This is a genomic window from Pseudodesulfovibrio thermohalotolerans (assembly GCF_021353295.2).
GTDB classification, from domain to species: domain Bacteria; phylum Desulfobacterota; class Desulfovibrionia; order Desulfovibrionales; family Desulfovibrionaceae; genus Pseudodesulfovibrio; species Pseudodesulfovibrio thermohalotolerans.
On sequence record NZ_CP120635.1, the window covers coordinates 1,764,853 to 1,789,530 of the forward strand.

Genomic DNA, 24,678 nt, shown 5'->3' on the forward strand with positions numbered 1-24,678 from the left:
TGATTTCGGGAAGGATGCCCCAATGTTCCCGTTTGGTCCAGGTACAGATGGGCCGGGAAGGGGACGGTACAGTTACAGACTGTCGTGGAGCCAGCAGGCCGTGCGCACTCCGTCGGGTTGATCCATGAGTTCCGGGCGTTCCTTCCTGCATTTGTCGAAGGCTTCCGGGCAGCGGGGGTGGAAGGGGCAGCCCTTGGGCGGGTCCATGGGGCTTGGCAGGTCGCCCGTGAGGGCGATGCGTTCGGGCCGCACGGACGGATCGGGTCGCAGCACGGCGGACAGCAGGGCCTTGGTGTACGGGTGCCTGGGGGCGTTGAACAGAATTTCGCTCGGACCGATTTCCATTATCCGCCCGAGGTACATGACCGCCACTCTGTCGCAGATGTGGCTGACCACGGACAGGTCGTGCGAGATGAATACGTAGGTCAGGTTCAACCGTTTTTGCAGGTCCTTGAGCAGGCCGAGGACCTGGGCCTGCACGGACACGTCCAGAGCGGACACCGGCTCGTCGCAGACCACCAGGGTCGGGGCCAGGGCCAGGGCGCGGGCAACGGCCACACGCTGGCGTTGGCCTCCGGAAAATTCGTGGGGATAGCGCTGGCCGTGTTCGGGCCGCAGGCCGACCAATTTCAGGAGTTCGGCGACTTTTTCGCGCCGTTCGTCCCTGGTGCCGATATCGTGGATGTCGAGCCCCTCACGGATGATGGAGCCTATTTTCTGGCGCGGATTGAGTGAGGAGTATGGGTCCTGGAAAATCATCTGCATCTTCGAGCGCAGCTTCTTCTCGTCCCAGGCGTTGATGGAACGGTTTCCGAAGACGACTTCGCCGGAGGTGATCGGTTCAAGCCCCATGATGCATTTGGCGAGGGTGGACTTGCCGCATCCCGATTCCCCCACCAGCCCGAGGGTTTCGCCCCGGTCCACGCTAAGGTTCACGCCGTCCACGGCTCGCACCGTGCCGGTAGTGAGTCCGAGCATTCCGCCGGAGACCTTGTAGTGCTTGGTCACGTTTATCAGTTCGAGCAGAGCCATGGCCTAGTCCTCGTAAAGCCAGCAGCGGACCTTGCGGCCGGGCTCGGGTTCGAACAGCGGGGGGAGCAGGAGCGAGCATTTCTTGTACGCCTCGGGACATCGGGGGTGGAAACGGCATCCTTGGGGCAGGTCGAAAATGCCCGGTACAATGCCCGGGATGGGATTGAGCTCGCGGGTTTCGCCCAGCGACGGCATGGAGGCGAGCAGGCCCTTGGTGTAGGGGTGCAGCGGTTCGGCGTAGAGCTCGTCCACACCGGAAAGCTCGACGATTTTACCCGAGTACATGACGGCCACGCGCCGGGCCATGCGGGCCACCACGCCGAGGTCGTGGGTGATGAGCATGAGCGAGCCGTTCATCCGCGCTCTGAGATCATTCATCAAATCCAGAATCTGCGCCTGGATGGTCACGTCCAGTGCTGTGGTTGGTTCGTCGGCGATGAGAATGTCGGGGTTGCAGGCCAGGGCCATGGCGATCATGACCCGCTGGCGCATTCCGCCGGACAGTTCGTGCGGATAGGACCGGGCGACTTTGGCCGGGTTCGGGATACCCACCAGCTTGAGCGCGTCCACGGCTTTTTCCAGGGCGTCTCGTTTGTCGAATCCCTGATGCAGCCGCAACGGCTCGGCGATCTGGTCGTCGATGCGGAAGACCGGGTTGAGGGCGGTCATGGGCTCCTGAAAGATCATGGAGATGGCGTTTCCCCGGATGTGCCTGAGTTCGCTCTCGGGCATGTCGAGGAGGTCCTTGCCCCGGTACAGGATGCTCCCGTCCGTGACGCGGCCCGGCGGATCGGGTATGAGTCCGAGGATGGAAAGAGCGAGCACGGTCTTGCCGCAGCCTGACTCGCCGACGACGGCCAGGGTTTCTCCTTGCATAAAGGAAAGGCTGACGTTATCCACCGCCTTGGCAATGCCCTGGGGCGAGGAAAAGCAGGTGGTCAGCTCGCGTATGTCCAGTAATGGTTTTGTCATAAGAAATTCCGCTGGTTCGCAGTCAGGCCACCTATACGGCATATTGCGGCGGACGTAAACGATACCCGGGAGGGGAAATGGCACATGTGGTGATCGTGGGCGGCGGCCTGGCCGGGTGCGACTGTGCCTGGCAACTGGCTGGCGCCGGGGTTTCGGTGACCCTTTTCGAGATGAAGCCCGAAAAACGTTCCGAGGCTCACACCGAGGACGGACTGGCCGAGCTGGTCTGCTCCAACTCCTTTCGCGCCACAGGCCCTGCGGCGGCCATAGGCCTGCTCAAGGATGAAATGGAGGCCCTGGGCAGTCTGGTCATGGAGGCGGCCTTTGCCACACGGGTCCCGGCGGGCGGAGCGCTGGCCGTGGACCGGTCCCTGTTCTCCGAATACATTACCGAAAAGATCGAGGACCATGAGCTTATCACCGTGGTTCGCCGGGAAATAGCCTCTTTGGACGACGATGCGCTCAAGGGATGCGACGCGGTGGTCATCGCCGCCGGTCCCCTGGCCAGTCCCGACCTGACCGAAAGCCTCATGTCCGCCGTGGGCGACGCGCGGCTCTATTTCTATGACGCCATCGCGCCCATCATTTCGCGCGACTCCGTGGATTTTGACAAGGCGTTCTGGGGATCGCGCTGGAAGCCCGAGGATGACGACTATCTCAACTGCCCCATGAGCGAGGACGAATACAAGGCGTTCGTAGCTGCGTTGCTGGAGGGCGAGAAGGTAAAACCCCGCGAGTTCGAGAAGGAAGTCCATTTCGAGGCGTGCCTGCCTGTCGAGGCCATGGCCGAGCGCGGCGAGATGACGCTCGCCTTCGGCCCGCTCAAGCCTGTTGGGTTCGTGGACCCCAGGACCGGTGAGCGGCCCTTCGCCATTGTTCAGCTTCGCACCGAGAACGCGGACAAGACCGCCTTCAATCTGGTCGGGTTTCAGACCAAGCTCAAGTACCCGGAGCAAAAGCGCATCTTCCGCATGATTCCCGGCCTGGAAAACGCCGAGTTCCTGCGGCTCGGGTCCATTCACCGCAACACCTACGTCAATGCGCCCGAGGTCATGGACGAAACCCTGCAACTTCGGAATCGGCCCGGCGTCTATCTGGCGGGGCAGATTACCGGGGTGGAGGGATATCTGGAGTCGGCGGCCTGCGGGTTGTGGCTCGGCCTGTCCCTGGGAAGACGGTTCAACGGGGGCGAGGTCGTCGATCCGCCCGTGGAAACCGCGCTCGGTGCGCTCATGAATCATCTGCGGACCCGGCCCGACAAGCGGTTCCAGCCGTCCAACGTCAATTTCGGCCTCATGCCCGGACTTGAAGGCCGGATAAAGAAGAAGTTCCGCAAGGAAGCTTATGGCAAGCGCGCCCAGGAGGCCTTCGCCGTCTGGATTGAGTCGGCCGGTCTGAAGGGCTGATTCCAGCCGCGCAGGTTTGCGGCTGGTATCTTTCGTTGATCGCCGTTTGGGCGAAATGCGGAGTGTGTCGGCGCGGCAGCAGGGGATGGCTGTGGTTTATGCGTGTTTTCGTGTGCGGGAATTTGTTCCTGTCCCGCCGCCGGTTATGGAGTCGATAATGAATCGCTATGCGTTCGCCCTTGCCAACCCGGGGGCGAAGGCGCATTTTATTGGGCAACGGGCGTGTTTTCGCCCAGACCAAGGAGACATACCATGACCGACAGACAATACGGGCCTCAGACCGTGGCCCTTCACGCGGGGCATACCCCGGACGAGACCGGCTCGCGGGCCGTGCCCATATACCAGACCACCGCGTATCTGTTCCGCGACACCAAGCACGCCGCTGACGTGTTCTCTCTCAAGGAACCCGGCTACATCTACACCCGGCTGAACAACCCCACCACAGACGTGCTGGAGAAACGGCTGGCCGCCCTGCACGGCGGGGCCGGAGCCATTGCCACGGCCAGCGGCATGGCCGCTATCTTTTACGCGGTCACGACCATCGCCTCAGCGGGCCAGAACATCGTCACCGGCTCCAATCTGTACGGCGGGACCCAGACCCTGTTCGAGCATACCCTCAAGCGGTTCGGCATTGAGGCGCGTTTCGTGGATTCCTCCGATCCGGCGAATTTCGAAGCGGCCATCGATGAGAATACTCGTCTGGTCTACAGCGAGGCCATCGGCAACCCGCGCTGCAACGTGGACGACCTGTCCGGCATCGCCAAGGTGGCCCATGCCCACGGGGTGCCGTTCATCCTCGACGCCACAGTGGCTCCGCCGCCCATTTTCAATCCTTTCGACTTTGGCTGCGATATCGTGGTCTACTCCCTGACCAAGATCGTGGGCGGCCACGGCGTCGCCATGGGCGGGGCCATCGTGGAGAAGGGCGATTTCGATTGGGCCGCCGGGGATCGGTATCCCGAGCTGTGCGCACCGGACCCGACCTACCATGGCATGAACCTGTGGGAGGTTCTGGGCGGACCGTCCGGCGAACCGTGTCCCGTGTTCACCACCAAGGTGCGCATCGGGCTTTTGCGCGATACGGGCGCGGCCCTGTCCCCGCATAACAGCTTTCTGATTCTGCAGGGCATGGAAACCCTGCCCCTGCGCGCGCGGCAGCATTGCGAGAACGCACGCAAGGTCGCGGAATTCCTGGAAGGGCATTATGCCGTGGAGTGGGTCAATTACGCGGGCCTGCCGAGCCATCCCGACTATGACCGGGCCAAGAACACCTTCCCCCTGGGGCCGGGCGCGGTTTTCGGTTTCGGGGTCAAGGGCGGCTTGGAGGCGGGACGGAAATTTATCGAGTCCGTCGAGCTTTGCTCGCATCTGGCCAATATCCTCGACGCCAAAACCCTGGTTATTCATCCGGCGTCCACCACTCATGGTCAGTCTACTCCCGAGGAGCAACAGGCGGCGGGCGTTCCCGAGGACCTCGTGCGCATCTCCGTAGGCATCGAGGATGCGGACGACATCATCGACGATCTCGATCGCGCGCTGTCCATGTCCCAGCGGTAACGCAATACTTCGAATCCATTTTAGAAAGCCCTGCTCGCAGGGCTTTTTTTTGCAGTCTTCGCCTTGCTCTCGATATTGATTTGGCGTATTCCAATGCGGCCGCTCAAATCCCTGAAAAAGAGCGGGACGGCCCACGGATGTGGCCGTCATTCCTTGAAGAAAAGTAGTGAGGTTTGCATGTGCCGTAAGTTGCCCGTCTTGATCCTGTTGATTCTGTCCTGTTTGCTGCTCTCATCCTGCAACGTGAAGCAGGGCGGCTCCGCCTCGGTTTCCAATGACTCTCCTGCGGCGATGACGGCCGCATTGCTCGACCAAGGGCAGATCGACAAGGCCGCCGGGGTGGTCGTGGCCAATGAAGCCTATTTCTCCGGTGCCATGGGTGGTGCCGAAGTGACGTCCACCATGGACCGTTTGGCCAAGGGGCTGGAGTTCAAGTATTCTCCCTTGATTGCCGAGCTCGCTGATGAAGCCGAGGCCGTGCGGTGGCCGGTGGATCGGAATCGCTGGGCCGAGGTCCGGGAGGCCATGGACGCGCTTGTCGAGAAAGAGAACCGCCTGAAACAGGTGGAAATTTTCAAATATCCCCAATTCAGGCCGACTGGATACGACCAGGCCCTCAAAGCCGTGGCTGCCCGGGATGAGGCCATTCGCGCGGACGCCGCAGGCAATTTCGCGACCTTTCCCCTGGGCGGCGGACAAAACTTCTTTGACGCATACCCCGTGAAGCTCGACGAGACGGAGTTCCTTTCGGCGAATCAGGCCGTGTGGAGCAAGGCCGTCGGCTCCATGTCCCGGGAGCAGTCTACGGCGTTCCTCGCCGATTACGGTAAGTTCCTGCCGGAATCATCTCGGGAGCGGTTGGCGCAGGAGTATTTCAAGTCTCTGTGTCCCAATCCTGCCAAGGCCGACCTCAAGGACATCCTTGCCGCCTACGAGCAGTGCCGGGACGCGGGGCTGGAGTTGAGGACTATCCCCGGCATCAAGATCGCCTTTCTCCAGGTGACCAGCCCCGATCTGATTCGGGACAAGGCCATCGATTTCGGCCTGGACATCAAGTTGGATATGCCGTTCGAGGCATCCAGGGCGTCCATGCGCAAGGCGTTTCAGAGCGAGGCCGTGCAGGAGGCGGATATCCTTGTCCTGGTGGGCATCGCAACGGCCAAGGCCCGACGGGTGGTGGCCAGGGAGGAGACCGTTCAGTCGACCTATGTGGCTTCCTTTGTACGCGAGGACAATCCCGAATACGAGATTGCCAAGGCGGAGATGGAGGCGGCGACCAGGGAGCATGAGACGGCCGCGAACAAGGATACCACCCATTGGCTCGTGGATCCGATCATCCACTACATAGAAGAGGGAGAAAAAGACGATCTCATGGCCGAGACCGACAAGCGTCTCTCTCAGGCCAGGGAGAAGCTCAGGAGCACGCCCAAGTTTATTCAGGTGGCCGATTATCAGCCGTATCCCGTGACCAAGGCGTACATGGACATCTACAAGCTCGGTACGGTCAACTATTACGTGGTGGACAAGCGGCGGAAACGGATTTTCCGGGACACCTTCGACATCAGCGAGAAGTCCTTCTTCACCGTGTGTTACGCCTTGCAGGACAGCGATCCGGCGCGGACGAAGTTCCTGCAGGAATCCGTGTTGGAGGATGATGTGGTCCGTTACGAACTCGAACCGGCGGTCGTCAACCTGTCGGATTTGCTGGATCAGTATGCAACGCGTTCCTCTGAAGTGAAGAAATATAAGAACATGGGCGATGTGCAGCGCATATTTACCGCCGACCGCAGCACCGCGCAGCTCAAGCGCAAGAGTGAGACGTACGGGTTCGACAAATACTCGGACAAGCGGTTCGACAGCGTGGTGCTGGTGCGCAACACCGGGTCCGGCATCGGCACCGGCTTCTACGTCACCGACGACATGGTCATCACCAACTACCACGTCGTGGAAGAGGCGAACTACGTCCAGCTCAAGCTGTTTGACGAGCGCGAGACCATGGGGCGCGTCATAGCCCGCGACGCGCGTCTCGACCTGGCCCTGATCCAGGCGGATATCCGGGGCAAGGCGGTCTGCTTCTACGACAAGCGGGAATTGCCTCTGGGCGAGACCCTGGAGATCATCGGGCATCCGCAGGGATTGGAGTTCTCCATCACCCGGGGCGTCATCAGCTCCATACGGGAGACTCCGCCCATCAATTACATGTCGTCCAACAGCAAGGTTCTGTACATCCAGACCGATGCCGCCACCAACGGCGGCAATTCCGGCGGGCCGGTTTTCTACGGCAAGTATGTGGTCGGCGTGCATGACTGGGGCGTCAAGAAAGCGGGGTCCGGCGTGGCCACGGAAGGACTCAATTTCTCGATCCATTACAAGGAAGTGTTCGATTTCCTCGATCACAACGGAATCAGCGTATGCAAGGGGAGCAAGTAATGAAGAATATGATGAAAAGCGTGATGGTGCTGATCGGGGCGTTGTTCCTGCTGGCCTCCTGCGTGGAGCGGCAACAGAACTCGTATCGGTTGGTAAAGGACGAGGCCTCGGGCTATTCCTACGGAGCCACCAAGAGCGGCGAGTTCGTCACCGATCCCGCCATGTTTCGGAACAGCAGGCTCAAACTCCGGATTCGCAATACCACGGGCGATTCCAGCCTGGATCTCTATAATTTCCGCGACCAGCTTGAGGCGGCATACGAAAGCCTCGGCTATGAGGTTACCCACGGGGACGATTTCGGCATCCTGCTCGACATCAACATCCGTTATTTTGGTCAGGCCACCGAGATGCTGCCCGCAGAGTACACATTCCTCGGCGCGGCGGCGGGCGGCGTGGCCGGGGCCGCACCCGGCATTCAGGGAGGGCGTATGGCTGACACCGTGACCGGGGCCGCCGCAGGCTCCGTGGTCGGGGCCGCTCTTTCAGAGATCATTCGCAATTACGCCACGGAGGAGACGTTCGCCATCGTTTCTTCCGTGACCATGGGGACGGTCATGCCCGAACATATCGAGGACGAGAGAACCATCTCCTTCGTCACCGGCAAGAAGATCAGGGAGAAAAAGACCAACTTCAAGGGGTTCCGTTCCCGGGAAACTCTTGAGCTGGCGGTTTACGCGGGCGGCTTTCGGGCGAACAAGTCGGACATCATCAACGAAGTCCGCTCCCGCTACCTGCGCATCCTCAAGGACATCATCTAGGGATCGACCGGCGGTTCAGCCGAAAAAACAAAGCCCCCGGCTCCAGCGAGCCGGGGGCTTTTGTTTGTTTCTCCGTCGACCCCGTGGCCGGGCCGGGGAGAGCACCGCTACATGGCGGCGGCTTTCCTCATGAGGCGCAGCAACTGGTTGGTGAAACCGGCCTCGTTGTCGTACCAGGCGATGACCTTGACCTGGGTGCCGCCCATAACGCGGGTCAGGGAGCTGTCGACCACGCCGCCGAAGGTGGAGCCTGTGAAATCCACGGAGACGAGCGGTTCGTCGGTGTAGCCCATGGAATCGTTGGCCGCAGCCCGGAGGGCCGCGTTGACTTCCTCGACGGTGGTTTGCGTCTTCAGTTCGCAGACCAGGTCAACCAGGGAAACGTTGGGGGTGGGCACGCGGATGGACATGCCGTCCAGCAGGCCGTTGAGCTCGGGGATGACCAGGCCGACGGCCTTGGCCGCGCCGGTGGTGGTGGGGACCATATTCATGGCGCAGGCGCGGGCGCGGCGCATGTCCTTGTGAGAGCCGTCCAGGATGCGCTGGCTCATGGTGTAGGAGTGCACGGTGGTCATGATGCCGTGCTTGATGCCGAAAGTCTCGTGGATGACCTTGGCCACCGGAGCCAGGCAGTTGGTGGTGCAGGAGGCATTGGAAATGATTTTGTGCTCGGGCTTGAGCTCCTCGTCATTCACGCCGATGACCACGGTTACGTCGGCATTCTTGCCGGGCGCGGAGATGATGACCTTCTTGGCGCCACAGGCCAGATGCTTTTCGCAGCTCTCGCGGTCGGTGAACTTGCCGGTGGATTCGATCACCAGGTCGCAGCCGAGTTCGCCCCAGGTCCATTCGCCGGGTGCGTTGCGGGTCACCTTCACCGGCTTTCCGGCCATGATGAAGCCATCCTCGGTGGGCTGCACATCCAGGAAACGACCGTGCACGGAGTCGTATTTGAGCAGGTGGGCGAGATCCTCATTCGAGGCGCGTGCGTTGACGGCCACCAATTCCAGATCGTTTTCCTCCGCCAGCAGCCGAGCCAGATACCGGCCGATGCGTCCAAATCCGTTCAAGCCTATTTTCGTCGCCATGCCGAGTCCTCCTGTGGGTATGCGATTATGTCTGAATTACGTTTTATCGGACAACAATCATACTGTGCCGATGTTTTTCCGTCAACGGGGGTTACGAAACGGTGCGCCTGAGCATGTCCATGGTTTCCCGGTCCGTGAAATCGAAATGCAGCGGGGTCAGGGTTATGTGTCCCGAAGTCAGCAGGGCGCGGTCCCGGTCCGGGCTGATCCGCTCGGGCGGGATGGCTCCGGTGAGCCAGTAGTACGGCCTGCCGCGCGGGTCCTGTCTGGTGTCGTAGACGTCGTCGTAGGACGCCCTGGTGTGCGGGCAGAGAATCATTTCCCGGGCCTCTTCAATGGGCCGGTTGGGAAAATTGAGGTTGAGCACACATTTGCGCGGCAGCTCATCCCATGGGATTCGGGGCAGCAGGTCGGCGCAGTATCGCGCCTGGCCGCTCAAATCCTCGGGATTGAAGTTGTCCATGGAAACGGCCATGGACGGAATTTCCATGAGCGCGCCTTCGGTTGCGGCCGACACCGTGCCGGAGTAAAGGATGTCCACGCCCACGTTGGCTCCGGCGTTGATGCCGGACAGGACCAGGTCGGGCTTTTCGTCCAGCAGGGTGGACAGGCCGAGCTTGACGCAGTCCACGGGCGTGCCGTAGACGCCTTGTCCCACGAAGCCGTTTTCCCGGAATTGTTTGACCCGGATGGGCATGGCCAGAGTCACGGCGTGTCCCACTGCGGATTGCTCCGTGACCGGCGCGACCACATGGACGTCGTGGCCCGCCTCCTTGAGGGCGAAATACAGGGCGCGCAGCCCGATGGCCTGGATGCCGTCGTCATTGGCGAGCAGTATGTTCATCGTTTTTCCGCCTGCAAGCTAGGATTTGACAATACGTGTGAAATCAGGTTCATAACCCAGAGCGGCCGCGCGACATTCACGCAGGGCCGTTTCTCGCCGATACACATACAATACGCGTACGGGCGGGGTACCTCAACATCTATCCAATGGCAAGATCAGTGGGCAAAAAGTCGCAATATATCCAGTCACTGTCACCGGGGCAATCCGTTGACGATATTTTTCTTCTGGCCGTGGCCAATCAGGCTCAGTCCAAGAACGGGCCTTACTGGAATCTTTCCTTCCAGGACGCCACCGGGGCCGTCGACGGCAAGATTTGGAGTCCGAAAAGTCTTGAATATCCGGCTCTTGAACCGGGAACCTTCGTTCGCGTAAGGGGCTTCGTGGAAAGCTACCGCGACAAGAATCAGCTCAAGGTGGATCAAATGGAATTGCTGGATGGGAACGCGTTGGGCGTGGACCTTTCGGATTTCCTGCCCGCATCCAAGGTTCCGCCCGAGGAGATGATGGAGGCCATTGAGGACCTGATTACCGAGCACATGAAGCACAAGCCGTGGAAAACCTTTTGCCGCAAGGTGTTGAGCAGCGAGAGCATCCGGTCCAGGTTTTTGACCGCTCCGGGCGCCAAGACCGTGCATCACGCATATGTGGGCGGCCTGCTTGAGCACACGCTGGGCGTGGCCCGGGCGTGCATGGCGTTGTGCGATGTTTACCCGCACCTCGACCGCCAGACGTTGCTGGCCGGGGCCATCTTTCACGATTTGGGCAAAGCCTGGGAATTGTCCGGCGGCCTGACCAACGACTACACCGACGAAGGGCGGCTCTTCGGTCACATCCAGATCGGTGTGGAAAAATTGGAGCCGTTTCTGGCCCGCGCGCCCCGTCTTGAAGAAGGGCTCAAGCTGCATCTCAAGCACCTGATTACGAGCCATCACGGGGAGCACGAGTTCGGCTCTCCGGTGCGCCCCAAGACCCCGGAAGCGTTCATCCTGCATTTTGCGGACAACATGGACGCCAAGCTGAACATCATCGATCAGGCCTATACCGAAATGGACAAGACCGGAGCGGACTGGTCTCCCTACATGCGGTTTCTTGAGCGCAACGTGTTCCGGCCCGAGCAAACCCCCGACAGCGCCAAAAAACAGAACGGGAAAGCGGAGAATCAATGTTTATTACCTTTGAAGGCATAGAGGGGACCGGGAAATCCACGCAGATCGCCAGGGTTCGGGAATATTTCGAGCGGCAGGGCAGGGAGGTCCTCTTGACCCTGGAGCCCGGCGGCAGCCGCGTTGGTACTGCATTGCGCAAGATGCTCCTGCATGTGGACAACAAGGACATCACGCCCATCACCGAGCTTTTCCTCTATCTGGCGGACCGCGCGCAACATGTGGCCCAGGTCATACGGCCCGAGCTTGAAGCGGGTAAAGTGGTCCTCTGCGATCGATTCGCGGATTCGACCATAGTCTATCAGGGGTACGGGCGAGGCCTCGACACCACCATGCTCAAAGAGCTTAACGAGGTGGCCGTTGACGGTCTGTGGCCCGACTTGACCCTCGTTCTGGATATAGACCCCGAGGTGGGGTTGAAGCGGGCCACCCTTCGCAATCTTGAGGAAGGCAAAGCCAAGGCGGAAGGGCGGTTCGAAGCCGAACATCTCTCTTTCCACAACCGTATCCGGCAAGGGTACCTGACCTGGGCAGCCTTCAACCGGGAGCGCATACGCGTGATTGACGCCTCCGGTACGCCCGACGAGGTTTTCGCGCAGATCAAGGCCGCCATTGAAATGGGCGGTCCCGGAGAGGACTGATTCGCATCCGGTCCTTTTTTGCACAACGGTGCCTGGATTCTTCCGGGTTTTGTGCTATGCTTCACTCGGATTGGTGGTAGTTCCTATTCTTAATTTTAAACATCCCGGAGAGCATGTCGGCTGAATTACATCCCAAGCGATCAGGAGTCTTGTCCCTTTCCGTCCTGGCGGATACGTCCAAGACCCTTTTGCTCCTGATCGGCGTTGTCTGGTTGCTTGTTTTGGGCTCCCAGCGGCTGGGTTACAACTGGCAGTGGTACCGCATTCCGCAGTACCTCTGGCACGTCTCCGATCAGGGTTTCACCTGGGGGCCGCTTATGGAAGGGCTCTGGGTGACCTTCAAGATAACGGGCATCAGCCTGGCGCTCATGCTCGTCATCGGCCTGGCCACGGCATTGATGCGCATGTCTTCGTCCTGGGCGGCGCGAGGCGTGGCTCGCGGATATATGGAGATGATCCGCAATACCCCATTGCTCATTCAGATTTTCTTTATTTATTTCGTCATCGCACCCATTCTGGACATCTCCGCATTCAATTCCGCGGTCATCGCCCTGAGTCTGTTCGAGGGGGCCTATGCCTCGGAGATATTCCGGGCTGGCATCACTTCCATCGACAAGGGGCAGTGGGAGGCCGCCAAGAGCCTCGGCATGGGGCCGTATGCCATGTACCGCCACATTATTCTGCCCCAGGCCGTGCGGCGCGTGCTGCCGCCCCTGACCAGTCAGGCAGTCTCTCTGGTCAAGGATTCGGCCCTGGTCAGCACCATCGCCATCCTGGATTTGACCCAGCGGGGGCGCATGATCGACGCGGAAACGTTTTTGACTTTCGAGATATGGTTCACCGTCGCGGCCATCTACCTTGTGGTCACCCTGGCTCTGTCCGGGGTGGTCTGGTTGTTGGAGAGACGGTTCAACGGCCTCAGGCCATAACCTCCAGGGAGTTCGGCATGACCATTTGGAGAGCCATGAAGACTGGCGGCGTCATAATGATCGCCATCCTCGGCGTGTCTCATGTCACCTTTGCCCAGGAATCCTGCAAGTAACCTTTTGACGCGGCATTGACGCCGACCAAGGAGAAGCTCATGAAAACCTTCCGCCTCCAAGCCATTGCATTACTTTTCATTCTGCTTGCATCCGCCTTGGGATGCAGCCAGCAACCTTCGCAACAAAAGGCGGGGAAAGACAATCCGGCCGCAACCGGAACGGCTTCCGGGTCGGGCAGCCAGCTCGACGCCATTCTTGAGCGCGGCGTGATCCGGGTTGGGTTCGACACTTTCAAGCCCTGGGCCATGAAGGACAAGAACGGCGAATACATTGGTTTCGAAATCGAGGTGGCCCGTCGGCTGGCCGAGGACATGGGCGTCGAGGTCGAGTTCGTGCCCACCAAATGGTCCGGCATCATCCCGGCCTTGTTGACCGGCAAGTTCGACATCATCATCGGGGGCATGTCCATCACGCCCCAGCGCAACCTCAAGGTGAATTTCTCCCAGCCCTACGAGTATTCCGGCATGTCCATCGTGGCCAGCAGGAAGCTCGCCGGAGACCGCTCGTCCATTGAGCAATTCAACAATTCGGACACGACCATCGCCGTGCGGCTCGGCACCACTGCGGCCGAAGCGGCCAAGAACTTCCTGCCCAAGGCCAACCTCCTTTTCTTCGACGAGGAATCGCAGACCATCCAGGAACTGCTCAACGAGCGCGTGCAGGCCGTGGTCGCTTCCAATCCGCTTCCCTTGAATCTGTCCGAGGAGTATGCGGATCAATTCTACCTGCCTCTCTCAGAGGACTTCAGCCGTGAACCCATCGCCTTTGCCGTCCGGAAGGGCGATCTCGACTTCCTGAACTGGCTCGACAACTGGGTCCGCGTGACCATGAGCAAGGGGTGGTTGCAAAACCGGTACGAGTACTGGTTCTTCTCCCACGAGTGGGAAAGCCAGATTCAGTAGCCGGGAAGTTTCATTGTTTTTAACAACCAGCAAACGTCCGAAGACAACCCTGCTCGACGTCGTCATCCTGGCGGCGTTGGCAGGGGGCTTCGGCTATATTCTTTTCAAGGCCGCCACCGGGCTGAATTATCACTGGAAATGGGACCTCATTCCGCAATTTCTGGTGCGCATTGATCCGAAGACGGGATTCCCGGTTCCCGGCCTTCTGGTTCAGGGGTTGTTCACGACCATCCGTCTGTCCGTGTGGGCCGGTATCCTGTCCATGGGGCTAGGGATTGTCATGGGATTGTTCAGGGTCAGTCCGAGCCTGTTCAAGCGGCAGGTGGGAATGGTCTACGTGGGCCTTATCCGCAACACGCCGCCTCTGGTGCTCATCTTCGTCTTCTATTTCTTCATCGGCGATCAGATCATGTCCCTGCTCGGGGTGGACCATTTCGTCTACGCTTTGTCCGATGGAGCCAAGGAGGTCCTGAGCTGGTTCTTCGGCCCCATGAACCGTTTCCCCCGGTTCCTGTCCGCGCTCATCACTTTGGCATTGTTCGAGGCGGCCTATATCGCCGAGATCGTTCGGGCGGGCATCGAGTCCGTGGAGCCGGGGCAGTGGGAAGCGTCCGCATCCCTCGGCATGACCCGCATCCAGTCCCTGCGTCTCGTCATCCTTCCGCAGGCCCTGCAACGGATGTTGCCAGCCTTGGCAGGACAGTTTATATCAATAATCAAGGACTCGGCCATCGTCTCGGTCATATCCATTGAGGAGCTGACCTTTCAGGCTCAGCAGCTCATGACCACAACGTACCGGAGTTTCGAAATCTGGACCTTGGTCCTGGTTATGTATTTCGTGCTCACGTTTCTTTGCTCTCTGGCTGTTCGTAAACTGGAACTGGCCGTGAACAGGTGATGCAGCATGTTTAAGTCGCTGAAGAAGATTTTGAAGAAGAAAAACGACGGAATGCCCGAACCCGATGCACCCGCCAAATCGTTCGACATGGAGGCGTTTCACATGAACGACATCAAGGTCTATGCCCTATCAACCTGCATCCATTGCAGAAATGCCAAGAAATATCTCGACGAGTGCGGCGTGAAGTACGAGTGCGTACACGTGGACGAGTTGACCGGCGACGAGCGCAAGCAGATCGTTCAGGAGGTCAAGGAGCACAACCCGGCGGTTTCCTTCCCGACCATCGTTATTCGCGACAAGGTTGTCGTCGGTTTCCACAAGGACAAGATCGACGACGCGCTCAAGGAGGACTGATTCATGGACGTCAATCAGCTCTACGAGATGTTGAAAAAGGTGCAGGAACCCAAGGGGTATCATTTCAACGCGGACAAGGACATGACAATGCCCCTGCTGGAGAGCCTGCTCACCAACAAGGAACGGTTCGGTTACATGGCCTGCCCATGCCGGTTGGCCAACGGCGACTACGAGGCCGACAAGGACATCATCTGTCCCTGCGTTTACCGCGAGGAGGACGTCAAGGAGTACGGCGCCTGTTACTGCGCTTTGTACGTGAGCAAGGAGTTCAACGAGGGGTCCGTGGAAAAACAGGTGGTCCCGGAGCGCAGGCCCCCGGAGAAAATCCTTTTTTGATTTTTATCCCCGCACGCAATAAAAAGGCCCGCTTTCGAGCGGGCCTTTTTATTGTCGTTGGCGAACGCGCGCCGGGGTTCCTGCGGAGTCGTTCTACTTGGCTATTTCGGCCATTTCGTCCTTGAAGAGCTTGTAGTTGATGGCGTCGACAACGGCCTGCCAGGAGGCTTCGATTATGTTGTGGGAGACACCCATGGTGGTCCAGCGGTCGGTCTCGTCGCCGGTTTCGACCAGGACGCGGACAAAGGACGCCGTGCCGCCGGTGTCGCGTACCGCTCCGGACAGGACGCGGACCTTGAAGTCGAGCAGGCGGATGTTCCTGAGCTGCGGGTAGAATCGCTCAAGCCCCTTGCGCAGGGCCTGGTCAAGGGCGTTGACCGGGCCCATGCCGGTGGCCGCGGTGTGCTCCTGCTGGCCCTTGACGTCCACGATGACCGTGGCTTCGGACATGGGCTCGGCGTCTTCCTCGCGCTTGGCGTCCACCACGAAGAAGTGGCGGAAGTGGAAGTAGTTGAGCGGCTTGCCCAGCGCCTCGCGGAGCACGAGTTCGAAGGAGGCGTCGGCCACGGAGTATTCGTAGCCCATGCTTTCCCTGGCCTTGAGTTCCTTGAGGAGCCGGTCCAGGGTGGGGTCACCCTTGGCCAGTTCGTAGCCCAGTTCGCGGGCCTTGAACAGGATGTTGGATTTGCCCGCCTGATCGGAGAGGAGAACCCGCCGTTCGTTGCCCACGGTTTCGGGCTGGATGTGCTCGTAGGTGCGCGAATCCTTGAGGATGGCGCTGACGTGAATGCCGCCCTTGTGGGCGAATGCGGACGAGCCCACGAAGGGCTGGCGCATGAACGGGCGCAGGTTGCCGATCTCGCTCACGAAGTGGGAAACGGACAGGAGCCGGGCAAGGTTGTCCCGGCCGATGACGTCGAAGCCCATCTTGAGTTCCAGATTGGGGATTACCGAGCAGAGGTTGGCGTTGCCGCACCGTTCGCCGTAGCCGTTGATGGTGCCTTGGACCTGCGTAGCCCCGAGACGGACCGCTTCCAGGGAGTTGGCCACAGCCAGTTCGGAATCGTTGTGGGCGTGTATGCCGAGGCTGGCCTCGGGGAGGCGTTTGCGAACGGCAGCGACGGCTTCCCCGACCTCGCTGGTCAGGGAGCCGCCGTTAGTGTCGCACAGGATTATCCGGTCGGCCCCGGCTTTGAAAGCGGCGGTCAGGGCCTGCATGGCGTATTCGGGATTGCGCTTGAATCCGTCGAAGAAGTGCTCCGCGTCGAAAAACACTTCGTCCACCCGCGCCTTGAGAAAGGCCACGGAGTTGGCAATGAGTTCAAGATTGCGCTCAAGAGGGATGCCCAGTGCGGTGGTGGCGTGGAGATCCCAGGTCTTGCCGAAGATGGTGACCACCGGAGTTTCGGCTTCCAGCAGCCCGATCAGGTTCAGGTCCTTCTCGGGCGTGGTCTTGGCCAGATGCGTGGACCCGAAGGCCGCGAGCTTGGCGTTCTTGAACCTGTGGGATTTTATCGCGTCGAAGAATCTCCTGTCCGTGGGATTGGAACCGGGCCAGCCGCCTTCAATGTAGTGAATGCCCAGATCGTCCAGCTTTTGCGCTATGCGGACCTTGTCCTGAGTGGTCAGATTCAGTTCTTCGGCTTGGGCTCCGTCCCTTAACGTAGTGTCATATATGGTGATGTTTTGCATCGGCTACTCTATGTGTTTGCCTTCCTCCAAGTTGAAGGCTTTATGGAGTGTGCGTACGGCCAGTTCGGTGTACTTGTCGTCGATCAGGCAGGTTACCTTGATCTCGGAGGTGCTGATCATCAGGATGTTCACGTTCTCATCGGCAAGCGCCCGGAAGGCCTTGGAGGCCACGCCGGAATGGTTACGCATGCCGACGCCGATAATCGACACCTTGGCGACGTTCAGGTTGCTGGTCAGCTCTTCGTAGCCAATTTCATATTTTAGTTTGTCCAGGGCCTTGATGGTCTGTTTCACGTCTGCGCGCGGCACGGTGAAGGTCATGTCGGTCAGGCCGTCTTTGGACGGGTTCTGGACGATCATGTCCACGAGAATCTTTTTGTCGGCCAGGGGAGAAAAAATCTGGGCGGACACGCCGGGGGTGTCCTTGACGTGTATCAGCGTAATGCGGGCCTGATCCTTGTCGTATGCGATTCCCGAGACGAGAACGGATTCCATGGTTTCATCCTCCTGAGTGACTACGGTGCCCAGCTCGTCGGAAAAAGTGGAGCGGACGTGAACGGTTACATTGTATTTTTTGGCGAATTCGACGCTTCTGATCTGGAGCACCTTGGCACCCATGCTGGCCATTTCGAGCATCTCGTCGTAGGCGATTCGGTCGATCTTGCGGGCGTCGGAGCAGAGGTTCGGGTCCGTGGTGAACACGCCCGGAACGTCGGTGTAAATTTCGCAGACATCGGCTTTGAGAGCGGCGGCCAGGGCAACGGCGGAAGTATCGGAGCCGCCCCGTCCCAGAGTGGTGATGCGATTGTTGTCGTCGCACCCCTGGAAGCCCGCCACCACGAGGATGTCGTAATCCTGGAGCATGACAAGGAGCCTTTCCTTGTCGATGGCGGTGATGCGTGCTTTGCCGAAGCAGCCGTCGGTTTTGACCGGCGCCTGGAAGCCAAGCACGGAGCGGCATTTAACGCCCTGCTGTTTGAGGAGCATGGCGAAGAGGGTGCAGGAGACCTGCTCGCCGGTGGCGACCAGGGCATCCGTTTCGGCGGGATCGGGATTTTCCGACCATTCGTTGGCAAGGTTCAGCAGGCGGTTGGTCTCACCGGACATGGCGGACAGAACCACGATGACCTTGTTGCCCTCTCGGTAGGGACGCAGAACCTTCTGCATGACCTGGCGTTGACATTCCAGGTCGCGGACAGAGGTGCCTCCGAACTTTTGTACGACGATGTTCATTTTTCGATACTGCTTTCTCTTGATACGGTTGTCATTAGGGCCGCAAGGCGTCGACGACGTCCCGCGCCGCTTTTCCCATGGCACGCAAAACGAGGCTTCGTCCAGTGTCCGACGGGGTCCACTCCAGGAAAAGAGCCTCGGCGGGCCATATTTCCGTAGGCAGGAATTGTATCCATTCCACTATGGTGATCGTCGCCGGGTCTTCGAAGGAGTCGAACAGGGCGTCATCCGGGGACATGCCCTCAAGCCGGTAGAGATCAAAGTGCGCCACGCCGGGTGTTGTCGGATACAGGTTGCAGATGTTGAAGCTCGGGCTTGACACCTCCGCCGCCTCCGCGCCGGGCAGGGATTCTACAAAACCCCTGACCAACGTGGTTTTGCCCGATCCGAGGTCGCCTTGCAAGAGCAAAGCCGGAGGGGTGTCCATTCCGGACAGCAGGGACGCTAGGCGTTGGCCAAGAGCCACGGTGGCGTCGCTGTCGGGAAGATGTAGTTTAAGGCTCACGCTTTGTTCCGCTCCCTAGTCGTTGAGAAGGGTCTTGAGGACGTCTTCCTTGCCGACCACGCCCTTCAGCTTGCCGTCTTCGACAACGGGCAGGGTGTAGAGCTTTTCGTTGGCCATCATGGTGGCCACGTCTTCAATGGACGTGTTCGGATGTACGAAGGTCGGGGTCGGGGTCATGGCGTCGCCCACCTTGAGGGCCGCGATCTTGGTCATCTCGCGCTCCAGCTCATCGTGAGAGGAGAGGGGAAAGACCCCGTCCAACAGAGTGAAGAAGGAGGGCAGGGTGACTTTTTTCTGCTGGGCCACCAGGTCGGACTGGCAGAGCACGCCCACCACCTCGTCGCCATCCAGGACCGGGGCACCGTTGATCTTCTTTTCCAGAAGGGTCTTGGCGGCGACGATGATGTCGGTGTCAGGGGAGAAGGTGATGCATTCGGTGGTCATGATGTCTTTGGCTGTCAGCATGTTTCAAGCTCCTTGATGAAGGATGCCGCCGCGTGGGGCAGCATGTTGGCGATTTCGGACGCGAGGTTGCCGCGTGCGGGAAATTCGTGTTTGAGGGCGTGCCCCGCAAGGCCATGCCAGAAGACGCCGACGCAGGCCGCGTGCAGAGGCGGAAGTCCCACGGCCAGCAGCGCGCCGATGACGCCGGACAGGACGTCGCCGGAGCCGCCTATGGAAAGGTTGGGTTCGGCAAAGGGCGAGACGCAGGTCATGGATTGGTCTGCGGCCAACGTTCCCGCCCCCTTGAGGACCAGGGTGGCGTCGCATTCGGCCAGGAAGCGGTCCGTCGCCCCGAGACGGTCGGCCTGGACTTCCGGTGTGTCCACGCCGAGAAGGCGTGCCATCTCGCCTGGGTGGGGCGTGAGCACGGTCTTTTCATGCAACGCCTTGAGGTGCTCGGGAAAAGCGGCCAGGGCGAAGAGTGCGTCGGCGTCCACCACCATGGGAACATCGCACGACGCCATTAGCTCCAGGGCGAAGGCCGTTGCGCCCGGCTCCCGGCCCAGTCCGGGGCCGATGACCATCGCGTCGAAGCGGTGCAGTTCGGTCTTGACGGCATCGGCCATGTCTTCGGTCCAGGCGGAGCCCTGGCCCAGCGGCAGGGTCATGATGTCGGGGGAACCGCCTTTGACGGCGTCGGCCAGTTCGGCGGGGCAGGCAACCGTGACCAGTCCCGCGCCGCTGCGCAGGGCGGCCAACGCGGCCAGGTGCGGCGCGCCGGTCAGGCCGAAGCTGCCGCCGACCACGAGGACATGCCCGGCTCTGCCCTTGTGCATGTCCCGGGTGGGAGCGGGCAGGGTGTCCATGACACGACCCGTTATTAGATGATGTCTGACCGGATTGTCTTCCTGGACCTTCACGGGGATGCCGATGGGGCAGACGTGCAGCGCGCCGGTGAAGGGCGCGGCTTCAGGCGTGACCAGTCCGAGTTTGGGCGACTGGAAGGTGGCTGTGGCGTCGGCCAGCACCGCCTCGGGCTGGGGACGGCCGGTGAGTCCGTTCAGCCCGGAGGGGATGTCCACGGAAAGGACGAAGGCGCGTTGGCCCAGACGGTTGATGGCCCGCACCAAGTCCAGGAAATCCTGCCGAAGCGTCCCTTGGAAACCGGTGCCCAGCAGGCCGTCCACGATGATGTCGGGTTGGGGCAGGGCGTCGAGGCTGATTCCCGCGAGATGGATGAGGGGGATGCCCAGTTTTTGCGCCCATCGGAGGTTGGTCCGGGTTTCGCCCCGGTATCCTTTTTTTGGGCGTGTGTGAAAGACCGTGACCTCTGCGCCGAGGTCGAGAAGGTGGCGGGCCAGCGCTAAGGCGTCGCCGCCATTGTTGCCGGACCCGGCGAAGCAGTGGATGGCGGCTCCGTCCACCGCGCCGTACTCCTCAAGCAGGACATTGACGGCCTCGCGGCTGGCGGATTCCATGAGGGTGATGCCGGGGATGCCGATGGTGTGGATGGTTTCCCTGTCCCACGCGGACATTTCGGCTGGGGTCGGAAGAGGCAGCAGCATGAGCTCTCCTGAACTGGGGTTTCTCTATCCTTCCAATATCACGACGGCGGCGGCGGTGTCACGGGAGTGGGTCAGCGAAACATGCGCCCCGGTCACGCCGAGTCGTTCGCACACGGCCAATCCCTTCCCGAGGAATCGAATCTCGGGTTTGCCGCTTTCGAGGTGGAGGATTTCCACACACTTGAAATGGACGCCTCCGGCGAACCCTGTGCCGAGTGCCTTGACCGCCGCCTCCTTGCCCGCGAACAGCGCCGCCAGTCTGGGCTCCGGGTTCTTCGCGGGGAGCTGGGCCAATTCACGCTCGGTCAGAATCTTGGCGGCGAACCGGCGGCCGTACCGCTCCCAGAGTTTCCGGATGCGGTCCAGCTCCGCCAGGTCGAGACCGGTTCCCTTTATCATCGCCCGCCCGCTAATCCGCGAAGGTCCTGACGAGTTCGGCCATGTCCCGGACGGCACGGTCAAGGCCCAAATAAATGGCCCGGGCCATGATGGAGTGGCCGATGGAGTATTCGCTGATGCCGGACACGTTCTTGAAGTTCAGGATGTTGCGGTAGTTCAGCCCGTGGCCGAGGTTGACCTTGAGTCCCACGCCCTTTGCCAGAGTGATGCTTTTGAGAATCTTGTCCAGCTCCACACGGCGCTGTCTGTAATCCTTGGCGTCGGCGTAGTGACCTGTGTGGATTTCAATGAACTCCGCGCCGGTTGCCACGGCGGCTTCGATCTGCTTGGGGTCGGCGTCGATGAACAGGCTGGCGCGGATGCCTTTTTCATGGATGGGAGCCAGAAAGTCCTTGAGTTCCGCTTCGCGGCCGATGCAGTTCAGCCCGCCTTCGGTGGTCAGTTCCTTTCTTTTTTCCGGCACAAGGCAGACCATTTCCGGCTCGATATCCAGAGCGATGCCCTGCATTTCTTCGGTGGCGGCCATTTCCAGGTGCAGCCGGGTGTTGCAGGTCTCCTTTATGAGTCTGACGTCCCGATCCTGAATGTGGCGGCGGTCTTCGCGCAGGTGGACGATGATGCCCGTTGCCCCGGCCTGTTCGGCCATGTAGGCGGCGGCCACGGGTTCGGGTTCGATGCCCATTCTGGCCTGGCGCAGGGTGGCCACATGATCGACGTTGACAACGAGTACCGGCATTGATGTATCCTCCAGGTGCGTAATTGCGTTATATCCTCCTTGAGTAAGATACCTGAGGCTGAATGGCAATAGCCGTGGCATTCTGGCGACATTTTGCATTCGTGTTGACGCGCTTGGGCATAAGCGGTATCCGCTTGGCCTGAAAATGAATGGAAACTTAATCCGGAGCAACTCCTTATGAACGTGTGCATTGTTGGCACCGGGTACGTGGGACTGGTTTCCGCGGCCTGCTTTGCCGAAATGGGAAACAATATTTTCTGCGTGGACGTCAATCCCAAGGTCGTTGAGACCCTGGAGAGCGGAAAGGTCCACATCTATGAGCCCGGTCTTGAGGACCTGGTCAGGCGCAACACCGAGCAGGGGCGTCTGCATTTCACCACCGACTTGGGCGAGGGCATGAAGGACGCCGAGGTGGTTTTCATCACTGTGGGCACCCCCTGCGGCGAAGACGGCTCCTGCGATCTGCGTTACGTGGACGCCGTGGCCGCCGAGATCGGCCAGAAGATGACCTCGCCGAAGATCGTGGTGGACAAGTCCACCGTGCCCGTCGGCACCGCCGACCGGGTGCGCGGCATCGTTGCCGCCGAGCTTGAAAAGCGCGGGGAATCCATCCGGTTCGACGTGGTCTCCAATCCCGAGTTCCTCAAGGAAGGCGATGCGGTCAACGATTTCATGAAGCCGGACCGGGTCATCGTCGGCACCGGCGATGAACATTCGGCAAAGACCATCAAGGCGTTGTATGCGCCTTTTGCCCGTAGCCGCGAAAAACTTATTGTCATGGGTGTCCGTTCGGCCGAGATGACCAAGTATGCGGCCAACTGCATGTTGGCCACCAAGATCTCCTTCATCAATGAAGTGGCGAACATCTGTGAAAGGGTGGGGGCGGACGTCTCCGAGGTCCGCGCGGGCATTGGTTCGGACTCCCGCATCGGTTATTCCTTCATTTACCCCGGCGTGGGCTACGGCGGTTCCTGCTTCCCCAAGGACGTCAAGGCGCTCATCGGCACTGCCGCCGAACACGGTTACGACGCCAAACTGATCCGTTCCGTGGACGAAGTGAACAATGCCCAGAAGCGTGTCCTGGCCGAGAAGGTCAAGGCCTACTTCGAGCCGCAGGGCGGCGTGAAGGGACGTACTCTCGCCATCTGGGGCATCGCCTTCAAGGCGAACACCGACGATATCCGCGAGGCCTCGTCCATCGAGGTCATCAAGGATTTGACCGCGTCTGGCATGAAGGTCAAGGCTTTCGACCCGGTGGCCAATACCCGTGCCCGTGAGGAAATCGGCCACATCGAGAATCTTGAGATCCTGGATGATCAGTACGAAGTGTTGAAAGGCGCGGATGCGCTGGCCGTGGTCACGGACTGGAACCAGTTCCGCAACCCGGATTTCGAACTCATCAAGGAATCGCTGACCGCGCCGCTGATCTTCGACGGACGCAACCTGTACCTGCCCGAGCGCATGGGCAAGGCCGGGTTTGCCTATTTCTCCATCGGCCGCACGCCCGTGAAATAGAGCGCTTCAACAAGCCGACAAAAAAAACTCCCCGTCTCGGAAGAGGCGGGGAGTTTTTTTGTCGGCTTTGCGGAAGAATCAGATGCAGCCCTTGAAGCAGGTCCGGTATTGTAGTTCCTGAAGGATAACCCGTTCGTACTCGGGGTTATACTCAAGGTCTGTTTGCTCTGCCTGGTCCAACATGCGGGCAAGCTGCTGGGTTTCTTCCCAGAAATCGAGGAGTTCGTCGTCAGCCAGGCTTTTTACCTGGGCTTCCAGTGTGTCGTGGTCACGAAAATTGGCGTACTGACCCATGCGATGTGGCCTGTCCTCTTTTCAAAAGGTGTGAAAAATCAAATATATAGAATCCAAGTGCGACTTACGTTAGCCCTTTATCCGTGGACCGTCAACCTCACTTTGACGCAGGGTGCGAAGAAAAAATACAACAGAGCATTTTTATTGGCGAAAAAAAGATGGATGCGGCGGCGGGGGAAGAGCGGGCGGCGATGGGTTCTTTCCAACGATTTCGAACGGCTGGATATTCTCGTTGACAAAAAAAGGTATGGTTGACAGATTCGAAACCTGTATTGAGGGGTACGCCGCCGAAAGCTTTTCGGGGCGTTTTTGAACGAAACCGGCCATTCAGGACGGGGAAGCCATGAGAACGGAAGTCGAAGGCGTCATCGACGTCGATGAGGACGAGGTCGATCAGGAATTGACCCAACTGGTGACCTTCAGCATCGGTGACGAGGAGTTCGGGGTCAACATACTTCAGGTCCAGGAGATCATCCGGACCATGGAGATCACCAATGTTCCCCGGGCGCCGGAGTTTGTCGAGGGCGTCATCAATCTGCGCGGCAAGGTCATTCCCATCGTGGATATGCGTCGCCGCTTCGGGCTTAAGTCCAAGGAACACGACAAGTACACCCGGATCATCGTCATCGAGATCGAGATGATTATCGTCGGTTTCGTGGTGGATTCCGTGTCCGAGGTCCTGCGTATCCCGGCCAGCTCGGTGCAGCCGCCGCCGCCCGTGGTGGCAGGCATGGATTCCGATTACATCGACGGCGTCGGCAAGCTGGACGACCGCCTCCTCATCCTGCTCAATCTGGATTCGCTTCTCGACAACGAGGAAAAGGAAGCCTTGGGCACCGTCTAGGTCGGATAGATTGTTGATGACAAGCCG

25 protein-coding genes are annotated in these 24,678 nt (G+C 59.9%); 14 read left to right on the forward strand and 11 right to left on the reverse strand.

The genetic code is table 11. From position 1 onward, the window contains the following. Positions 1-72 precede the first annotated feature (72 nt). On the reverse strand, positions 73-1,032 hold the full coding sequence (locus LF599_RS08310) for an ABC transporter ATP-binding protein (RefSeq protein WP_279522963.1): 960 nt from the start codon (positions 1,030-1,032) through the stop codon (positions 73-75). Positions 1,033-1,035: 3 nt separating this feature from the next. Further along, positions 1,036-2,004 carry an ABC transporter ATP-binding protein gene (locus LF599_RS08315; RefSeq protein WP_279522964.1) on the reverse strand — a complete coding sequence of 323 codons (969 nt, stop codon included), beginning with the start codon at positions 2,002-2,004 and terminating at the stop codon, positions 1,036-1,038. Positions 2,005-2,081: 77 nt separating this feature from the next. Here LF599_RS08315 and trmFO point away from each other — a divergent pair, with 77 nt between their 5' ends. From trmFO to traT, 4 genes are all read left to right on the forward strand, one after another. After that, positions 2,082-3,410, forward strand: coding sequence for a methylenetetrahydrofolate--tRNA-(uracil(54)-C(5))-methyltransferase (FADH(2)-oxidizing) TrmFO (trmFO, locus tag LF599_RS08320; protein ID WP_279522965.1), 1,329 nt, complete (start codon positions 2,082-2,084; stop codon positions 3,408-3,410). A 252-nt stretch (positions 3,411-3,662) separates the two neighbouring features. Beyond that, on the forward strand, positions 3,663-4,967 hold the full coding sequence (locus tag LF599_RS08325; RefSeq protein ID WP_279522966.1) for an O-acetylhomoserine aminocarboxypropyltransferase/cysteine synthase family protein: 1,305 nt from the start codon (positions 3,663-3,665) through the stop codon (positions 4,965-4,967). A 177-nt stretch (positions 4,968-5,144) separates the two neighbouring features. Next, positions 5,145-7,397, forward strand: a complete 2,253-nt coding sequence (locus LF599_RS08330) for a S1C family serine protease (RefSeq protein ID WP_279522967.1) — start codon at positions 5,145-5,147, stop codon at positions 7,395-7,397. Next, on the forward strand, positions 7,397-8,155 hold the full coding sequence (traT, locus tag LF599_RS08335) for a complement resistance protein TraT (RefSeq protein WP_279522968.1): 759 nt from the start codon (positions 7,397-7,399) through the stop codon (positions 8,153-8,155). The genes LF599_RS08330 and traT overlap by 1 nt, the downstream gene beginning before the upstream one ends. Before the next feature lie 107 nt (positions 8,156-8,262). Here traT and gap read toward each other — a convergent pair whose 3' ends face one another. Continuing rightward, positions 8,263-9,243: a type I glyceraldehyde-3-phosphate dehydrogenase gene (gene gap / locus LF599_RS08340; protein WP_269943211.1), complete on the reverse strand. Its 981-nt coding sequence runs from the start codon at positions 9,241-9,243 to the stop codon at positions 8,263-8,265. Positions 9,244-9,334: 91 nt separating this feature from the next. After that, positions 9,335-10,087 (reverse strand): 5'/3'-nucleotidase SurE, encoded by a 753-nt coding sequence (surE, locus tag LF599_RS08345; protein ID WP_269943212.1) that lies wholly within the window; start codon positions 10,085-10,087, stop codon positions 9,335-9,337. 158 nt (positions 10,088-10,245) lie between these two features. Here surE and LF599_RS08350 point away from each other — a divergent pair, with 158 nt between their 5' ends. The 7 genes from LF599_RS08350 (at position 10,246) to LF599_RS08380 (ending at position 15,424) form a co-directional block, all read left to right on the forward strand. Further along, complete coding sequence (locus LF599_RS08350; RefSeq protein ID WP_404823745.1) at positions 10,246-11,274, forward strand: 3'-5' exoribonuclease YhaM family protein; 1,029 nt, start codon at positions 10,246-10,248, stop codon at positions 11,272-11,274. Next, positions 11,250-11,891 (forward strand): dTMP kinase, encoded by a 642-nt coding sequence (tmk, locus tag LF599_RS08355; RefSeq protein WP_279522969.1) that lies wholly within the window; start codon positions 11,250-11,252, stop codon positions 11,889-11,891. Before LF599_RS08350 ends, tmk begins: the two co-directional genes overlap by 25 nt. Positions 11,892-12,004: 113 nt before the next feature. Next, positions 12,005-12,820, forward strand: a complete 816-nt coding sequence (locus LF599_RS08360; RefSeq protein WP_279522970.1) for an amino acid ABC transporter permease — start codon at positions 12,005-12,007, stop codon at positions 12,818-12,820. Between the two features lie 152 nt (positions 12,821-12,972). Further along, on the forward strand, positions 12,973-13,836 hold the full coding sequence (locus LF599_RS08365; protein ID WP_279522971.1) for a transporter substrate-binding domain-containing protein: 864 nt from the start codon (positions 12,973-12,975) through the stop codon (positions 13,834-13,836). 13 nt (positions 13,837-13,849) lie between these two features. Continuing rightward, positions 13,850-14,734: an amino acid ABC transporter permease gene (locus tag LF599_RS08370; protein WP_279522972.1), complete on the forward strand. Its 885-nt coding sequence runs from the start codon at positions 13,850-13,852 to the stop codon at positions 14,732-14,734. A gap of 6 nt (positions 14,735-14,740) precedes the next feature. Beyond that, positions 14,741-15,088, forward strand: coding sequence for a glutaredoxin family protein (locus LF599_RS08375; protein WP_319023438.1), 348 nt, complete (start codon positions 14,741-14,743; stop codon positions 15,086-15,088). A gap of 3 nt (positions 15,089-15,091) precedes the next feature. Next, on the forward strand, positions 15,092-15,424 hold the full coding sequence (locus LF599_RS08380) for a ferredoxin-thioredoxin reductase catalytic domain-containing protein (protein WP_279522973.1): 333 nt from the start codon (positions 15,092-15,094) through the stop codon (positions 15,422-15,424). A gap of 93 nt (positions 15,425-15,517) precedes the next feature. Here LF599_RS08380 and cimA read toward each other — a convergent pair whose 3' ends face one another. The 7 genes from cimA to LF599_RS08415 are packed head-to-tail and all read right to left on the reverse strand — an operon-like array spanning position 15,518 to position 21,998. Then, positions 15,518-17,116 carry a citramalate synthase gene (gene cimA / locus LF599_RS08385; protein WP_269943217.1) on the reverse strand — a complete coding sequence of 533 codons (1,599 nt, stop codon included), beginning with the start codon at positions 17,114-17,116 and terminating at the stop codon, positions 15,518-15,520. A 3-nt stretch (positions 17,117-17,119) separates the two neighbouring features. Continuing rightward, positions 17,120-18,349, reverse strand: coding sequence for an aspartate kinase (locus LF599_RS08390; RefSeq protein ID WP_279522974.1), 1,230 nt, complete (start codon positions 18,347-18,349; stop codon positions 17,120-17,122). Positions 18,350-18,383: 34 nt separating this feature from the next. Beyond that, positions 18,384-18,854: a tRNA (adenosine(37)-N6)-threonylcarbamoyltransferase complex ATPase subunit type 1 TsaE gene (tsaE, locus tag LF599_RS08395; protein ID WP_269943218.1), complete on the reverse strand. Its 471-nt coding sequence runs from the start codon at positions 18,852-18,854 to the stop codon at positions 18,384-18,386. A gap of 15 nt (positions 18,855-18,869) precedes the next feature. Beyond that, on the reverse strand, positions 18,870-19,319 hold the full coding sequence (locus tag LF599_RS08400) for a CBS domain-containing protein (protein WP_279522975.1): 450 nt from the start codon (positions 19,317-19,319) through the stop codon (positions 18,870-18,872). Then, the gene (locus LF599_RS08405; protein WP_279522976.1) at positions 19,313-20,863 is read right to left on the reverse strand and encodes an NAD(P)H-hydrate dehydratase; all 1,551 of its coding nucleotides are present in this window, start codon (positions 20,861-20,863) and stop codon (positions 19,313-19,315) included. Before LF599_RS08405 ends, LF599_RS08400 begins: the two co-directional genes overlap by 7 nt. A gap of 24 nt (positions 20,864-20,887) precedes the next feature. Further along, positions 20,888-21,262, reverse strand: coding sequence for a holo-[acyl-carrier-protein] synthase (locus LF599_RS08410; protein ID WP_269943219.1), 375 nt, complete (start codon positions 21,260-21,262; stop codon positions 20,888-20,890). Between the two features lie 10 nt (positions 21,263-21,272). Continuing rightward, the gene (locus LF599_RS08415; protein ID WP_279522977.1) at positions 21,273-21,998 is read right to left on the reverse strand and encodes a pyridoxine 5'-phosphate synthase; all 726 of its coding nucleotides are present in this window, start codon (positions 21,996-21,998) and stop codon (positions 21,273-21,275) included. A gap of 177 nt (positions 21,999-22,175) precedes the next feature. Between LF599_RS08415 and LF599_RS08420 the strand changes: the two genes are divergently transcribed. The 3 genes from LF599_RS08420 to LF599_RS08430 all read left to right on the forward strand — a co-directional run bounded on the left by LF599_RS08420 (position 22,176) and on the right by LF599_RS08430 (position 24,651). Further along, positions 22,176-23,513, forward strand: a complete 1,338-nt coding sequence (locus LF599_RS08420) for a UDP-glucose dehydrogenase family protein (RefSeq protein WP_279522978.1) — start codon at positions 22,176-22,178, stop codon at positions 23,511-23,513. 162 nt (positions 23,514-23,675) lie between these two features. Continuing rightward, positions 23,676-24,062 carry a hypothetical protein gene (locus tag LF599_RS18300; protein WP_404823761.1) on the forward strand — a complete coding sequence of 129 codons (387 nt, stop codon included), beginning with the start codon at positions 23,676-23,678 and terminating at the stop codon, positions 24,060-24,062. A gap of 88 nt (positions 24,063-24,150) precedes the next feature. Beyond that, positions 24,151-24,651, forward strand: coding sequence for a chemotaxis protein CheW (locus LF599_RS08430; RefSeq protein ID WP_269943221.1), 501 nt, complete (start codon positions 24,151-24,153; stop codon positions 24,649-24,651). The last annotated feature ends 27 nt before the right edge of the window (positions 24,652-24,678 follow it).

Bases quoted from the DNA above. Each gene is read 5' to 3' on its own strand.
- LF599_RS08405 (WP_279522976.1), bottom strand. From the start codon at position 20,863: ATGCTGCTGCCTCTTCCGACCCCAGCCGAAATGTCCGCGTGGGACAGG.
- surE (WP_269943212.1), bottom strand. From the start codon at position 10,087: ATGAACATACTGCTCGCCAATGACGACGGCATCCAGGCCATCGGGCTG.
- LF599_RS08420 (WP_279522978.1), top strand. From the start codon at position 22,176: ATGAACGTGTGCATTGTTGGCACCGGGTACGTGGGACTGGTTTCCGCG.
- LF599_RS08410 (WP_269943219.1), bottom strand. From the start codon at position 21,262: ATGATAAAGGGAACCGGTCTCGACCTGGCGGAGCTGGACCGCATCCGG.
- LF599_RS08380 (WP_279522973.1), top strand. From the start codon at position 15,092: ATGGACGTCAATCAGCTCTACGAGATGTTGAAAAAGGTGCAGGAACCC.
- LF599_RS08375 (WP_319023438.1), top strand. From the start codon at position 14,741: ATGTTTAAGTCGCTGAAGAAGATTTTGAAGAAGAAAAACGACGGAATG.
- traT (WP_279522968.1), top strand. From the start codon at position 7,397: ATGAAGAATATGATGAAAAGCGTGATGGTGCTGATCGGGGCGTTGTTC.
- cimA (WP_269943217.1), bottom strand. From the start codon at position 17,116: ATGCAAAACATCACCATATATGACACTACGTTAAGGGACGGAGCCCAA.
- LF599_RS08325 (WP_279522966.1), top strand. From the start codon at position 3,663: ATGACCGACAGACAATACGGGCCTCAGACCGTGGCCCTTCACGCGGGG.
- LF599_RS08360 (WP_279522970.1), top strand. From the start codon at position 12,005: ATGTCGGCTGAATTACATCCCAAGCGATCAGGAGTCTTGTCCCTTTCC.
- LF599_RS08310 (WP_279522963.1), bottom strand. From the start codon at position 1,032: ATGGCTCTGCTCGAACTGATAAACGTGACCAAGCACTACAAGGTCTCC.
- gap (WP_269943211.1), bottom strand. From the start codon at position 9,243: ATGGCGACGAAAATAGGCTTGAACGGATTTGGACGCATCGGCCGGTAT.
- LF599_RS08430 (WP_269943221.1), top strand. From the start codon at position 24,151: ATGAGAACGGAAGTCGAAGGCGTCATCGACGTCGATGAGGACGAGGTC.
- LF599_RS08365 (WP_279522971.1), top strand. From the start codon at position 12,973: ATGAAAACCTTCCGCCTCCAAGCCATTGCATTACTTTTCATTCTGCTT.
- tmk (WP_279522969.1), top strand. From the start codon at position 11,250: ATGTTTATTACCTTTGAAGGCATAGAGGGGACCGGGAAATCCACGCAG.
- LF599_RS08315 (WP_279522964.1), bottom strand. From the start codon at position 2,004: ATGACAAAACCATTACTGGACATACGCGAGCTGACCACCTGCTTTTCC.
- LF599_RS08390 (WP_279522974.1), bottom strand. From the start codon at position 18,349: ATGAACATCGTCGTACAAAAGTTCGGAGGCACCTCTGTCCGCGACCTG.
- trmFO (WP_279522965.1), top strand. From the start codon at position 2,082: ATGGCACATGTGGTGATCGTGGGCGGCGGCCTGGCCGGGTGCGACTGT.
- LF599_RS08400 (WP_279522975.1), bottom strand. From the start codon at position 19,319: ATGCTGACAGCCAAAGACATCATGACCACCGAATGCATCACCTTCTCC.
- LF599_RS08415 (WP_279522977.1), bottom strand. From the start codon at position 21,998: ATGCCGGTACTCGTTGTCAACGTCGATCATGTGGCCACCCTGCGCCAG.
- LF599_RS08330 (WP_279522967.1), top strand. From the start codon at position 5,145: ATGTGCCGTAAGTTGCCCGTCTTGATCCTGTTGATTCTGTCCTGTTTG.